Annotated in this window: 13 protein-coding genes; 2 read left to right on the top strand and 11 right to left on the bottom strand. The window is 32.4% G+C overall.

What is annotated here, in order from left to right; genetic code table 11:
- The first annotated feature begins 7 nt into the window (after positions 1-7).
- The gene (locus PW5551_RS04910) at positions 8-1,843 is read left to right on the top strand and encodes an FAD-dependent oxidoreductase (protein ID WP_113074696.1); all 1,836 of its coding nucleotides are present in this window, start codon (positions 8-10) and stop codon (positions 1,841-1,843) included.
- A gap of 245 nt (positions 1,844-2,088) precedes the next feature.
- Positions 2,089-3,252, top strand: a complete 1,164-nt coding sequence (locus tag PW5551_RS04905; protein WP_113074678.1) for a sugar MFS transporter — start codon at positions 2,089-2,091, stop codon at positions 3,250-3,252.
- A 14-nt stretch (positions 3,253-3,266) separates the two neighbouring features.
- On the opposite strand, the gene PW5551_RS04900 is transcribed toward PW5551_RS04905, so the two are convergent.
- The 11 genes from PW5551_RS04900 to PW5551_RS04855 all read right to left on the bottom strand — a co-directional run bounded on the left by PW5551_RS04900 (position 3,267) and on the right by PW5551_RS04855 (position 15,246).
- Complete coding sequence (locus PW5551_RS04900) at positions 3,267-4,190, bottom strand: inorganic phosphate transporter (protein WP_113074677.1); 924 nt, start codon at positions 4,188-4,190, stop codon at positions 3,267-3,269.
- The gene (locus tag PW5551_RS10475) at positions 4,187-4,336 is read right to left on the bottom strand and encodes a hypothetical protein (protein WP_233488438.1); all 150 of its coding nucleotides are present in this window, start codon (positions 4,334-4,336) and stop codon (positions 4,187-4,189) included. Before PW5551_RS10475 ends, PW5551_RS04900 begins: the two co-directional genes overlap by 4 nt.
- Positions 4,337-4,363: 27 nt before the next feature.
- Positions 4,364-5,203 carry a carbohydrate ABC transporter permease gene (locus tag PW5551_RS04895; RefSeq protein ID WP_113074676.1) on the bottom strand — a complete coding sequence of 280 codons (840 nt, stop codon included), beginning with the start codon at positions 5,201-5,203 and terminating at the stop codon, positions 4,364-4,366.
- A gap of 15 nt (positions 5,204-5,218) precedes the next feature.
- Complete coding sequence (locus tag PW5551_RS04890) at positions 5,219-6,091, bottom strand: carbohydrate ABC transporter permease (protein ID WP_113074675.1); 873 nt, start codon at positions 6,089-6,091, stop codon at positions 5,219-5,221.
- A 98-nt stretch (positions 6,092-6,189) separates the two neighbouring features.
- Positions 6,190-7,503 (bottom strand): ABC transporter substrate-binding protein, encoded by a 1,314-nt coding sequence (locus PW5551_RS04885; protein ID WP_113074674.1) that lies wholly within the window; start codon positions 7,501-7,503, stop codon positions 6,190-6,192.
- 309 nt (positions 7,504-7,812) lie between these two features.
- The gene (locus PW5551_RS04880; RefSeq protein ID WP_113074673.1) at positions 7,813-9,744 is read right to left on the bottom strand and encodes an alpha-glucosidase; all 1,932 of its coding nucleotides are present in this window, start codon (positions 9,742-9,744) and stop codon (positions 7,813-7,815) included.
- 26 nt (positions 9,745-9,770) lie between these two features.
- Entirely contained in the window at positions 9,771-11,111 is a 1,341-nt protein-coding gene (locus PW5551_RS04875) for an L-fucose/L-arabinose isomerase family protein (protein WP_113074672.1), read from the bottom strand.
- A gap of 6 nt (positions 11,112-11,117) precedes the next feature.
- The gene (locus tag PW5551_RS04870; RefSeq protein ID WP_113074671.1) at positions 11,118-12,536 is read right to left on the bottom strand and encodes an aldehyde dehydrogenase family protein; all 1,419 of its coding nucleotides are present in this window, start codon (positions 12,534-12,536) and stop codon (positions 11,118-11,120) included.
- Positions 12,537-12,555: 19 nt separating this feature from the next.
- Positions 12,556-13,791: a nickel-dependent lactate racemase gene (gene larA / locus PW5551_RS04865; protein WP_113074670.1), complete on the bottom strand. Its 1,236-nt coding sequence runs from the start codon at positions 13,789-13,791 to the stop codon at positions 12,556-12,558.
- Positions 13,792-13,795: 4 nt separating this feature from the next.
- Complete coding sequence (locus PW5551_RS04860; RefSeq protein ID WP_113074669.1) at positions 13,796-14,950, bottom strand: UxaA family hydrolase; 1,155 nt, start codon at positions 14,948-14,950, stop codon at positions 13,796-13,798.
- The gene (locus PW5551_RS04855; protein ID WP_113074668.1) at positions 14,950-15,246 is read right to left on the bottom strand and encodes a UxaA family hydrolase; all 297 of its coding nucleotides are present in this window, start codon (positions 15,244-15,246) and stop codon (positions 14,950-14,952) included. The genes PW5551_RS04860 and PW5551_RS04855 overlap by 1 nt, the downstream gene beginning before the upstream one ends.
- Positions 15,247-15,257 lie beyond the last annotated feature (11 nt).

The following is a 15,257-nucleotide window of genomic DNA, read 5'->3' as shown; positions in this document are numbered from 1 at the left end:
AATGAAAATGAAAACACCTGATAAAAGTTTCTTTGCTCCTGCAAAAGCATGGAAGTATTTAACAAGAAAACCTGTAACTATTCCCATGGATGACATATTAACCACTCCTCGAGAAGCATCTGATAGGTATAGAGGATTTCACGTAAATGATTGGGAAAAATGTATAGGATGTGGAACTTGCTCAAAAATATGTCCCACTGATGCCATTACAATGATAGAATTTACAGAACTTCCAGATGTTGAAGGTTCTAAACCTCAAAGACCTTCAATAGATTATGGAAGATGTAGTTTTTGCGGGTTATGTGTGGATATATGTACGACCGGTTCATTACAAATGACAAAGGAATATTTACACATATCAAAAGATCCAAATTCCTTCTTTTTTATACCAACAGATGAAGGAATTCATTTGAAGAAAGAACCACTTGGTTATATTAGAGATGAAAATTCAGATCTACTTGGTTTAGAAAGAGAAGAAATGGAAATTGATCCACCAGAAGTTAGAAAAACATCTTTTATTGAAATGGTTAAAGGCTTCTCAAAAGAACAGGCGATAAAAGAAGCCTCTCGATGTGTAGATTGTAGTATATGCGAAAAAACATGCCCTGCACATATGAATATAGCAGATTATATAAGAGATATATATACAAACGATCTTGAAACAGGTTTAAAAGATCTTTACAAAACCAATCCATTACCAGCAGTTTGTGGAAGGATGTGTACACACAAATGTGAAACTGTATGTTCTATAGGTCATAGAGGGGAACCCGTTGCTATAAGATGGTTGAAAAGATATATAGTTGACAATGTTCCTCAAGAAAAGTACAGTGAAATATTAAATCAGGAAATTATAAAAAAGGCAAATGCCAAAGTTGCTATAATAGGAGCAGGACCTGCCGGGCTTTCTGCGGCATACTTTTTATCTTTGATGGGATATGAAATAACCATATACGAAGAAAAAAACAGACCTGGAGGAGTACTAAATTATGGAGGACCTTCATATAGATTACCAGATAATGCATTCGAACAAGATGTGAATTATATAAAATCATTGGGAGTAAAAATAATAACAAACACAAAAGTTGGTAAAGATATTACATTAGAAGAATTAAGGGAAAAATTTGATGTAATATTCGCATCAACAGGTTTCAACAAAGGAAGAAAACTTCCAATTGAGGGGGCAGACCACGAAAAAGTTTATGATTCCTTGACTATTTTAGAAGATATGAAAAACTACGTAAGAGGAGAAGGACCAAAGCCATACATTCCTAAATCATTAGTGGTTATTGGTGGAGGGAACGTAGCAATGGATGTTGCAAGATCAATGCTTAGACTTCAAAACTTAGAAAATGGTGAATCAGAAGTTCATGTATTAAGTTTAGAAAGAACCTTTGATGAAATGCCTGCAGACGAAGATGAAATTGTAGAAGGTAAAGAAGAGGGAGTAAACTTTCATCCTGGCTGGGGACCAGTAAAAGTAATAGTTGAAGATGGAAAATTAAAAGGAGTACTATTCAAAAAATGTGTTGAAGTATTTGATGAAAATGGAAGATTTAATCCCAAATATGACGAATCAAAAACAATGATGGTTGAAGGTGACATGGTTGTTATGACCGTAGGACAAGCTCCAGATTATTCTTATCTACCAGAAGATATACAAAATAAAATGACGATAGAAAGAGGAAAAGTAAAAACAAATGAATACGGACAAGTTGAAGGGGTACCTTGGCTGTTTGCAGGTGGAGATATTGTAAATGGGCCAGATATCATACATGGAGTTGCTGACGGGCATCGAGCAGCACAAGGAATAGATAAATATATAATGGAAGAAAAGGTTATTTAACAAAAGAGGCAGTAATGCCTCTTTTGTTTTTGTGTTTATTATTTATTTATTTAATTTAGAGGGATGTCGGTTTTGATTTAGCGCTCTAATTCCCTTCACAGAAGAAGAATTAGAATCAAACAAAAAGTTATAATTTTTTTATTTTCAACCTCATATTAAATGATATAATCAGAAAAGGCCCCTAGTATTTACCAATCAGTGAAACCGTTACAAGAATTCAGTTTATAACTACTCAGGAGGAATACATGTTAGCTTTACTAATAATCATTTACATATCTTTTATAAGTCTTGGTTTACCTGATGCTCTTCTGGGTTCTGCGTGGCCTGTTATGTACCAAGAATTTTCTGTTTCCGTTTCATATGCAGGGATAATTTCGATGATAATTTCATTAGGAACTGTAGTATCAAGTTTTTTAAGTGCAAGGTTTATAAAAAGATTTGGAACTGGAAGAGTTACTTTAGTGAGTGTAGCTATGACAGCTATTGCCTTAATTGGTTTCGGATTATCTCATACTTTTTTCCCTTTACTATTTCTTGCAATCCCTCTTGGATTAGGAGCAGGATCCGTCGATGCAGCTCTTAACAACTTTGTTGCTTTGCATTATGAAGCAAAACACATGAATTGGCTTCATAGTTTTTGGGGAGTTGGAGCAACAACTGGACCTGTAATTATGTCTTTTTGGCTTGCAAGAAATAATAACTGGAACATGGGTTATATAACAATAGGTATCATCCAAAGTGTTTTGGTTGTTGCTTTAATAATATCTTTACCTCTCTGGAATAATTCCCCAATAGAAAAAAAGAGAAGACAAAACAAAGGGAAAAATAGTGAAGATATTAAAGCACTTTCTTTGACTCAAATTTTAAAAATTCCTAGGTCCAAAATGGCATTACTAGCTTTTTTCTCTTACTGTTCTTTAGAATTAACAGCTGGTCTTTGGGCAAGCAGTTATTCGGTAAATAATTATGGAATTTCATCAGAGGTCGCAGCTTTTTGGACATCAATTTACTATCTTGGAATTACTATAGGTCGTTTTTTCTCGGGTTTTATGTCCATCCAACTATCTAATAAACAATTAATTAAAATTGGATTAAGCATTATCTTTGGTGGAATAATATTAATTATTCTTCCTTTACCTGTTTGGAAAATTCCTATTGGTTTATCTCTTATTGGCCTCGGATGTGCCCCTATTTATCCAAGCATGCTTCACCAAACTCCTAGAATATTTGGTAAGGAACTTTCGCAGTCAATGATGGGGGTTCAAATGGCTTTTGCTTATATTGGTTCTACCTTTACACCACCTTTGTTTGGATTAATTGCTGATCTTATTAGCATTTCATTATTTCCTGCCTTCCTTTTATTATTAGCTTTTATCTTACTATTTACAACAGAAATAGTTAATCGTTAAAGAAATTATTTATATCATTCTAAAATATAAACAACGAGAAGTGAAATAATTCCAGAAGCCAAAGGGGTTCCTACCCAACCAAATATTACCTTCAATATTACTTTTGTATCAAAAGTTCTTGTCCCTGTTGCTAACCCAACTCCTATAATAGATCCTATTATAGCTTGTGCAGCACTTACTGGAATTCCTATCAATGAATATACCCAAAGTGTCATTGATGCTCCCAAAATACTTATTACAGAAGAAAAATGATCTAATTCGATTATCCCTTTTCCTACAGTGTTTAATACTTTCTTGTTGGTTGTTAATATCCCAAAAGCTATTGATAATCCGCCTATTAGCAATAAAAGTATAGGTGTAAGAAAAATATTCGTAAAAACACCTGTTACATTAGCAACGTTATTTGCTCCAAGTGAGTAAGAACTATAACCTATTACAACCCATGTTAGTACCTTAATAAATCTATCCTGAGTCGCTACTCCCAAGAATTTTCTAAATATTAATGCAAATATCTTGTATAGAATTAATGAAAAAACCAACGCCCCTATAGGTGTAAATATCCAAGAAATAAATATATCTATCAATATTTTTGTGTCAAAACTGCCTTTTAATAAACTTACACTCACCAGCGCTCCTACAACCGCTTGAGTTGCTGATGCTGGCAATCCAAAAAAACTCATTATTGTCATTGTTAAAAAAGCACAAAGTAAAGAGAGCGAAAGAAAAAAAATATCTAATTCCGCTAAATTACTTAAGGTGTTTAACCCATTTCTTCCTCCTAAGATAGATCCAACTATTACAAATACAGAAGAAACGATTATTGCTTTTTTGTATGAAACTAAACCAGAAGATACTGGAGGACCAAAAATATTAGAGGAGTTGTTAGACCCCAAAGACCACCCTAACAAAACAGCTGGGACAAGAAAAAGAAAATTCATATCAGAAAATTTCCTCCGTTTAATTTAAATATATCTATTGAAAAAAGAAAGCCTATTTTACCATTTTCGGCAATAATAGGCTTTTTGGTAAATCTTTCTCGAAAAACACTGTTTTTAATTTTAACACTAATTATTTCGTTAGTCAATTTCTATGGTTTTATTAACTTATAAAATCATTCTTTTAATCCACTACCAACCAAACTTTTAACAAAAAGATCCTGAAGTAAAAAGAATATAATCAACGTTGGAATTGCAACTAATAAGGTTCCTGCCATGATAACACCCCAGTTGTTTGTGGATTCGGCAGAAATTAACATCTTAACCCCTATTTGCGCTGTTTTCATCTTATCATCCATAGTAACTATTAAAGGCCAAAGATACATATTCCAAGCATATACAAAGTTAATTATGGAAGCACCTGCTATCATTGGGCCTGATAATGGAATCAATATTTTCCTAAAATATTGCATAGGAGTAGCTCCATCAATCTTTGCTGCATCTTCTAAAGTAGTCGGAATAGACATAAAATGTTGTCTAAACAAAAAAGTATTAGTAGCAGAAGCAGTGAAAGGTATAATAAGAGCCCAATATGTATTAACCCACCCCAATTTTGACATAATCATGAAAAGAGGTAATATCATAACGGTTTCTGCGGGTAAAAACAAAGTAATAAAAAGCGTAGAAAACAATATGTTTTTCCCTTTAAATCTGAAAGATGAAAAAGCAAAAGCAGCTAATGTTCCAGTAACTAATTTACCTATAGTAGTAAAAACTGCAACTATCATAGAGTTCAATAACATTCTACCAAGAGGTATAAGTTTTAATGCTTCACTATAATTTTTAAAGTTTATACTGGATGGAAAAAATTTTGGAGGATATGAAAACACCTCTGTAGGACTCATAAAACTCATAGATATTGCAAGAATAAAAGGCAAAAACATAAATAAAGAAACTAGTATTAATCCCACTTCAATTAAAAAATAATTGGTTTTCTGTCTGGTTGATATTTTCATATTTCGTACGCTCCTTTATTGATAATGTACCTTTTTTTCTCCAAATCTGAAGTAGAAAAATGTTATAAAAGACATTATTATAAATAGAACTACGCTTTGTGCCGCTGCTTCCCCAGTCTTTTGAAAATAAAATGCATCTAAATATAATCTGTATATTAAAGTTGTTGTAGTACCAACAGGTCCTCCTCTGGTCATTATATCAATGATACCAAAGGATTGGAACATGGAGTGCGTTATATTCATAATAATAAGATAAAAAGTAATCGGAGAGAGTATCGGAAATTTTATTCTCCACATTCTTTGCCATGAATTGGCTCCGTCTATTATTGAACTATCAATAATAGATTCAGAAATAGATTGGAGCCCCGCAAGATAAAAAATAATGGAGAAAGGAAGCATTTTCCATATACTCGCAACGGACACTGATATTAAAGCAAAAGGAGCTTGATTTAACCAATTAATGCTTTTTCCAGTAATTTGAGATAAAAAATAGTTGATATGCCCTGCCACTGGATTAAGCATAAAGACCCATAGTGCTCCTCCTATGGCAAAAGATATAGCATAAGGAACAAATATAAGAGTCCTATATACTTTGATTCCTGCTACTTTGTTATCTAATAACTGAGCTATCAAATATCCAAGTACAACGACACTAAAAACGGTTACAACAAGATATATTAAAGTAACAGTAATAGCGTTCCAATAAACATCGCTTTTAAAAAGATCTATATAATTTTGTATTCCAACAAATATCCTTCTTCCGCCAAAAGGAGCTACTTTATACATACTTAAAGAAAAAGAGTTAATCGCAGGCCAATAAATAAAGATTCCTATCACCAAAAAAGTAGGTATAAGTAAAAGATAAGGAGTATATTTACCCCATTTCATAGCTAATTCCTCCTAAAAAATCCAAGGAAGAGATTTTCCTCTCCCTCGGATAATTTACAAAATTTTATAGATTAGAAAATATTATTGGCAAGTATCTATCAATAGAATCGGTTATAATTTTCTATTAATTTGGTAACTTCCTTTTCAGCCCATGCTAAAGCTGCTTCAGGAGTCATTTGACCATCTGCCATTCTTTCATATGCTGTTTCTATGACATCTCTAGCTTCAGGAAAAACACCGATTATTGCTCCTGCTGTGTTATAATCTCTTTTTGCTAACAGTAATTGTAAAATCGAAGTAAAGTAGTTAGGATTTTCTGCATAGAATCCCTGATAGTGTAGTGTTTGAATTGCGTCTTTTCTTACAGGGAAATATCCTGTTCCTTTATGCCAATTTATTTGTTGATCTTCTCTGTTCACGAACTTCAAAAATTCCCATGCCGCCTTTGTTTCTGCATCAGGATGTCCTGCTATTAACCATAAACTTGCTCCTCCAATTACTGGACCTCCACTTACAGATTCATTTGGAACAGGAAGGAAGGCAGTACCTAGTTCGTATCCATTACTTGCTAGCCCCTCTTCAAACATCGCTACATCAGAAGTAGAAGTTAAAAGCATCGCTGCTTTTCCAGGTATAAAGTTTTGTCTTGCTGCTCCCCAATCTTCTCTAGTGGTGTTAAGGATCAAACCTTCTTTATTTAATTGATCAAATAGTTTAAATATTGCCAGTCCTTCTTCATGATTAAATACAGCTTCTGTAGCTCTACCGCTTCTTCCATTATTGTTGTTAACAAAAGGAGCATCAGCTGCTGCTATTAGTTGTTCAATTATCCAAGAATGAGTTGGCCATGTTAAACCGTATTGTATTGTGTTGCCTTTGGCATCTTTTTTGGTCAGAACCCTACTATACTCCAAAACTTCTTCATAAGTTCGTGGAGGTCTGTCTGGATCTAATCCAGCTTCTTCAAAAAGTGTTTTGTTGTAATATAGTAAAGCTGTAGATGAGTTAAAAGGCATTGAATAAAGTTTGCCGTCGACTTTGTAATAATTTAAAATAGGCTCTAATAATACACCGGGATCATATGTTTTGTCCTGATCTAGTAAATCTTGTGCGGGAACTATTATTCCGCTGTCTATCATAAGCCTTGTTCCAATCTCATATATCTGAACAATATGAGGAGCGTTCCCAGATTGAACTGCTGCAGAAAGCTTGTTCAAAGTTTCAGGATAGCTTCCGGTATACTGAACATTCACCTTAATATCAGGATTCGCTTTTTCAAAATCTGCAACCATACCTTCTATAATGGGAATCCTACTGCCACTCATAGCATGCCAAAATTCTATCGTAGTAACTGAAAAAATCGCTCCTGCAAATAAAACAAAAATAATCCCCAATACCAAAAAACGCTTCATTCCAAAACACCTCCTTAAAATAGTTATGCTCATCTTTCAAGTAAATCTATTATAGAATACATAATTTTCATAAGAAATATATTAAAAAAGATTAAGAATTATTTAAAATAAAAAAACCCAATAATATTAAGATTATTATCTTAATATTATCAGGCTTTTCTCTTTATATTCTCTAGCCTATCGTAGATTTTATCATTTGTCGATAGGTTAGTCAAATACCGCTAAAAGTAATCAGAGTGGTTTAGAAACAAATAATTGGATTTAACAACGAAAATTATCAAATATCTTAAAAATTAAAAAAATGTTAGTTTATTTTAATTTCTTGTTTATAGATTCTATTTCAGAAAATATTTCTTCTAAAAATGGAGAATCTTGTTTTATAAAAATTGGTGGGAATCCTAAGTCAGCTTTTACTTTAATATATTCACCCCCCAAAAATCTTCTGTTTGTCCAGAGATGGATCCATTTATCTGGAGGTAGATAAACTTTCTTTTCTTTCTTGCCTTTTTCTAAAATAGGAGCTACTAAAATATCATCCCCTAGTAAATATTCATATTTTTGGTTTAAACTTTCTTTATCCTCTGGATAATTTAAACAAAGATGTTTAATAACAGGTAATTTTTGGTTTAAACTTTTTGTTATTTCTTTTTTTAGGTAATTTTTTAAAGAATAATGTACTCTCGACATCCGTATAAAATGTTTAAAAATTTTTTCATCTGAATCAAACTGAACATTTTTATAAGGCCTATTGCCTTCGTGGGTTCTCATAATAAGAGAAAAAGAACTTAATTCTATCCATCTCATGAATAATTCTGGTGTTCTTTTCATCCACATTAAAGAAGTATAACCTCCCGCATCCCAATGAAAAAAATCAACGCCTGAAAGCCCTACACTTAAAGCAGCTGGAACAACAGACGAAAGCCCGTCACTCTTACTCCAATTAACGTTTTGATCTCCTGCCCAATAAATTGGGCAGTATGAAACTGAGTTAAAATAACCGGAACGCATAAAGAATGTTAAATCTTTTTTATGACTTTCTTTTATTGCCTCATAATTTAATTTCGCCCAATCTACGGGATATCTATTATGGTAATTAACTACATTTTCACCTGATGACAAGACAGCATCTACTGGGAGATATTCGCCAAAGTCTGCCATCCATCCAGTTGTTCCAATGTTTATAATATTGTTCTTTATAATTTCTTTATACCATTCGTAAGCATTTTTATTCGTGAGATCTATCAGACCTGCTGGAAAACTAGTAACGTATATTTTATATACTTCATTAGAACTATTTCTAACAAAATAGTTGTTTTCTTTTGCTATATTATATAATCTACTGCCTTCAATTAAAAATGGGTTAATATACGAGAGAAATTTAATACCCTCGTTGTTTAATCTTTTTATTTCCTCAGGTAAGGCTTTGTAAGATTTATCATCGTATTCCCAATTCCAATAAACTTGTTTACCAAAGGATGTATTAATAGTTCCAGACCAATCTTGACACCAAAAAGCAGATACGGGGACATCGTTCTCTTTCAGTTTTTTCATTTTTCTATCTAAACTTTCTATTCCACCCTGTGAGGCAATTATTGTTCCATGAATCCATTCAGGAAGATGATGCTTAATATCAAAATAATCTCTTATTTCTTTTGCAAGATCGGTGAGGTTTTCTCCTTCGATAATAATTATTTTTAAAGTGTTATCCCATATTTCGTATTTTAAATCCTTACCTTTTAAGTTTACAATCATTGGGGAATAAGTTTCAAATATTAAAGCGTATCCAAAAGTCGAGAGAAATATAGGAGATGGGAAATAGGTAGTATACCAACTTCCACTAATCCCTTTAAATTTTGTAGCAAAGGATATAAGGTCATGCCCTCTACCTACTCCTTGCTCTTGGACCCAAAGAGGAAACTTTTTCCCTTTTAAATTTAGATGAGTATATTGCTCCCCTCCTCCATAAATTTTCTCTGATTCCAAACCCGAAAAAGTGATATTTATTCTATTATATTGTTGGGGTATATCAATAAGAATTTCTGAAATATTTTTAGATACTAATTTTGTTTGTAAATCAATATTTTCTTTTTTTATTACTTTTACTTTTTCTTTAATCTTGAAGTGGCCATGGTTTTCTTTGAATTTATGTTTGCCTTTACCATAATGAATCTGCGTGGAATTTAAAATTTCATGGTTTTTAATAAAAAGTTTAAAATCATTTCCTGATTTTATTATTTGCATAATTTTTTCACCACTTTATATTGTTATCATTCTATTATTTCCCACTTCTTTAATCTAGCCACTTTTTTCAAACTTTGTGAGTAGTCACCATATCCTAATACAACATGGTGAGAAATCCCTTTTGATACAATCTTTTCTAGAAATTCTTTTGCTTCAGGGATCTTAACTTTTACAAAGGTTCCTTTAAGCTCTTTATCCATTGGTATTGCTTCTCCTTTTGCCACTAACAATCGAAATTTTCCTTTTGCATAATCAATCCTTGAGATAGTAACGGGACCTGGTTTTAAAACAAAACCTACAGTAACTCCTTTTCCACCTGCAAAATAAGTATCAAGTGTTTTTTCAGATTTATTATCCCATAGGTTGTATGGTGCAACACCACAATGCCAAAATAATAAAGCACTTTCTTTTTCAAATATTTGACTGACATCTGCTAAAAAAATTTCATTACAACCAATAGATTTATAGGCTATCATTCCCAGTGCTCCTTCAATATCTCCTTCACAGGCAATAGGAACATGTCCTGGCATAAAATATGACATCGAAGCACATGGTGATATTCCATAGTTGCCGGCAAATTCTGGCCAACATCTTACTGCCATTGCTTCATAATGATTTGATTCTTGTAAATCTTTGAAAGTTAGAGATAGATTAGCTACTTTTTCTAATCTGTCATCTGTCATACTTTCACTGTATTTGTATAATTTTTTTATATTTGCTTCTTCTTCTTTAATTTCTTCAACTTTAGCTTTTTTTGTAAATACAGTATTTAGAGGTATATATTCTATATCTGAACCAAACTGATTAATTATTTCAGGTTCATAAACGTCGATGTTGTAGAAACCATGTGCATGATTGCCAATGTAACCTATTTTGGTATTATTCCATTTTTTTATAATCCTTAAAGAATCCAGCCAATTATTTAATTCAAAAATAAATTTTTCGTCTTCAATTTCGCCGTATATGAATTCAAATTTATCAAAACCAGCCTTATACAAATTAGAACAGTCTAAATGCGCCCCTACCAAGGAATTTAATCTTACTCTTCCTCCATTGTATGGAGGTTCTGGAAGAGCCCAAATTAATAAAGGAACATTCAGATTCTTAGCCACTTTTATAGCTAATTGTCCCAAATGAAATGTCGCACTCATTATTATTATTCCATCTAACTTTTTATTTTTAAGATTATTTATCTCTTTATCTAGCTCTTCAGGAAATTCTACTGATTTTTCTAAACCATACAAATTAATATCTTCAATGTTTCTTTTGATAAATGAAATTGAGTCTTGATATATTTCATTTCCTTTTTTAACATCATAAGTACTTCTAACAAAAGCCAACAATCCAATATTGATTTTTTCTTTCAATCTAACTCACTCCTCTATATCAAAGCATACTACTTTCATTTCTGACATTTCTTCCATTGCAAACCTTATTCCTTCTCTACCTAATCCACTCTTTTTATAGCCTCCATAAGGCATAAAATCAGCTCTGTAACGTGGCCCTTCATTTATCATAATCCCACCAGCTTCTATGCTTTTTGCTACTTTGAATGCTTCATTCACATTTTGAGTAAAAATACCCGCTTGTAAACCATAAACACTATTGTTTGTTAGTATGATAGCTTCTTCAATATTCTTTATTTTTCTAATAGCAATACCTGGTCCAAAAAGCTCGTTTTTCATTAAATTAGATTCCAAAGGAACATTCGTTAATATTGTTGGCTCAACCAAGGTATAATTTCTACTTCCTCCGGTAAGAATTTCAGCCCCTTTTGACTCAGCCTCTTTAAACCATTCTACAATCCTAATTGCATTTTGCTCATCAATTACAGGGCCCATTGTTGTTCTATCATCCATTGGATCCCCAATATTTATTTCTTTGACTTTTTGAATCAATTTTGAGACAAACTCATCATAAACTTTTTCATGTACAAAAACTCTTTGAACAGATATACAAACTTGCCCAGCCAAAGAAAATCCTCCACTTACTGTTGATTTAACAGCTTTGTCAATATTTGCTGAATCTGCAACTATTAAAGCTGAATTAGAACCTAATTCCAAACCTAACTTTTTCATTCCCGCATTTCTTGATATGTTTTCACCTGTTTCCACACTACCTGTAAAACTTAAGAATCTTATTCTAGGATCTTTTACTAATGCGTTTCCTACAATACTACCTCTGCCTGTTAAAACACTAATAGCCTTTTCAGGCATACCAGCTTCTAACAACAATTCTCCTAATATTATTGTATTCAAAGGTGTTTGAGTGGCGGGTTTAATAACAACAGCATTCCCTGCCGCAATCGCAGGAGCAACTTTATGAGCAGCTAGCGATAATGGAACATTAAAAGGTGTGATAGCCCCTACTATTCCTATTGGTTCTAAAGTATAATAACCTATTTTATTTTCTGAACCTTCCAAAGAAGAAAAAGGAAGAGTCTCTCCGTGCACTCTTTTTGCCTCTTCAGAAGCATATTTAAACAATTTTGCAGTTCTCAAAACTTCACCTTTAGCTTCTTTCTTTGTTTTACCGACCTCTTTGACAAGTATCTCTGTTAAACTTTTTTCATTTTTTTCTAATAAAACCCCTGTATTGTATAAAATATCAGATCTTTTATATATAGGTAATTCTTTCATTATCTTTCTTCCTTCATCAGCTAAGCTAATTGCTTTATCCACATCAGGAAATTCGCCTTGTGGAACTTCATCAACTATTTCTCCGTTGTATGGATTGCAAACCTTTAATGTTTTCTCCTTTTTTACTCTTTTTCCACCAACAATCATTTCCATTTTATTCTTTCCTCCTTTTTCAATCTAAAACAGGCAAGACTTGTATAGCTCTTGGCAAGATAGCTATGGTTTTGTCATAGGCATTCTCTTTTAGAAACTCTGTAATATCTTTAATAGGATTTATAAAAGTACCAGATAATTCATTATTCATACTTTTATTGTTTGTGTATAAATATAATTGGTGATTTAAAGCAGCTTTTGCAAATAATAGTGATTTGTGTGGTCCCACTTTAAAATTTTCTAAATCAAAGTTTTTAACAAGTTTTTCAGGAGTTTTGACTTGTTTTATTAGTTCTAGATACTCTCTCTCTCCTGAACCACGGGGGCATTCCGAAATTAATAATATAATTCCACCATCCTTGCAGATAGATAAAGCAGGAGTTATAGCTTTTTGTGCTTGATAAAGATCAATGTCACGAGGAAAGCCCCCTGGAGAGGTTATAACTAAATCATACTTTTTTCCTACTTTATAACCTGTTAATTCTTTTATGTAATTAACAGTTTTTCTAAAACTTTCAGGATTTTCACCACAAATAATATTCATCGGCTTATTATCTAAATTCATCACAAAATTTATTAAATAGTTAATATTAATCATTTGGCCGGCTTCTTCAATATCCTCTCTTAGTGGATTCCCTTTAATTATTCCAATTCTTGATCGAGGATCCATTATCAATGCATGATTTCTTGAAATGGTTTTTTCTCCTCCTAAACCAATCACAACACCTTTAGATCCACCAGAAAATCCAGCAAATTGATGAGGTTCCACAACTCCTATAGATAATTTTAAATCACTATAATAATATTCTTTTTCTACATAAATTGGAGTCCCTTTTTCTGTATCTCCAATATAAATATTATCATCTGAATTAGCATCATGAAATTTTATTCTTATTTTCTCGTGATTTATAAACTGCCTAGGAATCATTTCATATATATCTGATTGGGTAAAACTATGTAATCCGGTACCTATAAAAATATATATATATCCTTGAAAAGATTTTACCAGATTTTCAAGAATAACTTGCAGAACCCCCTGAGGTATTTTTGGCCTTGTAATATCAGGAATAGCTATTGAGATATTCTTTTTACCTTTTAATGGCAAATTTTGTATGAATTTAATAATAATTTCTTTCATTTCATTGCCTTTTAATTCTTTTTTTCTCTTATCTTCTACATCAATAATTTCGTATTTATTATTTGGAATATCGAATTTAAGTTCTTTTTTCCCAAATGGGATACTAACTTCATTCATAAAATCACGCACTTGGATATAATTTTGTGAGAACAAACTCTCGATGTTTAAGCATTTCTGCCATTACGAATTTCCCATCAGCAGTTTCAATTATTTTTCCCCATAAATTATCCGCATGATCGTTTAGAGATCCTTCTAATTTTAGTAACCCTGAAACATCTAAGTCTATGTGTTCAGCCATGTTCTTCGCAGTTTTAGGATTCGCGGTAATTTTTAAAACTGGAATAACAGGATTTCCAATAATATTACCTTGACCTGTAGGAAATAAGTGAATAACAGCACCAGCAGCAGCAAACAATGTTACAGCTTCAGCGGCTGCAGAAGAAGTATTCATAAAATGTAATCCTTTTCCAACAGGGACTTCACCGTAGTCTAAAGCACTATCTATTTGTGCTTTCCCTATTTTTTGTATGTTTCCTAAAGCCTTTTCTTCAATTGTGCTTAATCCACCTTCAATATTTCCTTGAGTTGGCTGAGATCCAAGCAAATCTACTTCTTGAGATTCTATTAACTCTTGATATTCATTGAAAATTCTCATGAATTTTTCTTTATCTTCTTTCTTTTTAAATCTCTCAGCTATAATGTGTTCGGCACCAGTTAATTCGGTTGTTTCACCAAATAATATAGTGCCATTATTCTGTAAAAAGTTTTCTACAAATCTTCCCACAACTCTATTTGAAGCTAAGCCTGATGTTGTATCCGATTCTCCGCATTTTAAACTAATTGTTATTTCAGAAAAATCAACCCATTCTTTTTTTAGACTAGTTGCGTATTGAACCAATTTTAATGCAGATCTTGACATCTTTTCAATGGTTTTTAGTTCGCCATTTTTCTCAATATAAAAAGCCTCTACAGGTTTACCTGTTTGAGCAATCCCTTCCGCTATTTTGTTTGTCCAGTTTGGTTCTATTCCTACTACTATTGCAGCAGCAACATTAGGATTACTTCCGGTACCAATCATGGTTTTAAAAAATAGATCTAAATCTTTCCCAAATTGAAGTCTGCCGTAATGGTGTGGAATTGCTAAAGTACCTTGAATTATGTTTTCCACTGCTAAAGCTGCGGAATTAGAAATATCATCTACGGGAATAATTAGAACATGATTTCTCACACCAACTTTTCCATTTTCTCTTTTATATGCTAAAATTTTATCCTTCATTATTTGCTACCTCCCCATCTTCTACTTTTAATATTATGTACGTGTACTTCTTCTCCTATTTTAATTGTTTTTGTAGCTATTCCTGTTTTTTCTCCGTATTCGATTATTTCTTCATCTTTTTCAATATCTTTCAAGGAAATTTTGTGACCCAATACTATTTCATCTAATACTGTTATTTCATATTCCTTGTTTCCTTCCAAAACTCTTCCTTTTATTTTTTCTCCCGGCTTTAAATCATCACTTGCAACTCCAACACTATCTCCTTCTTTATGTACTAGAAATTTGTATTCTGCCATTTTAATACCTC

The sequence above is a fragment of the Petrotoga sp. 9PW.55.5.1 genome (assembly GCF_003265365.1).
In the GTDB taxonomy this organism is placed as follows: Bacteria; Thermotogota; Thermotogae; order Petrotogales; family Petrotogaceae; genus Petrotoga.
Note: the sequence above shows the minus strand (reverse complement) of the source record. Positions and strands in the feature narration are given on the sequence as shown.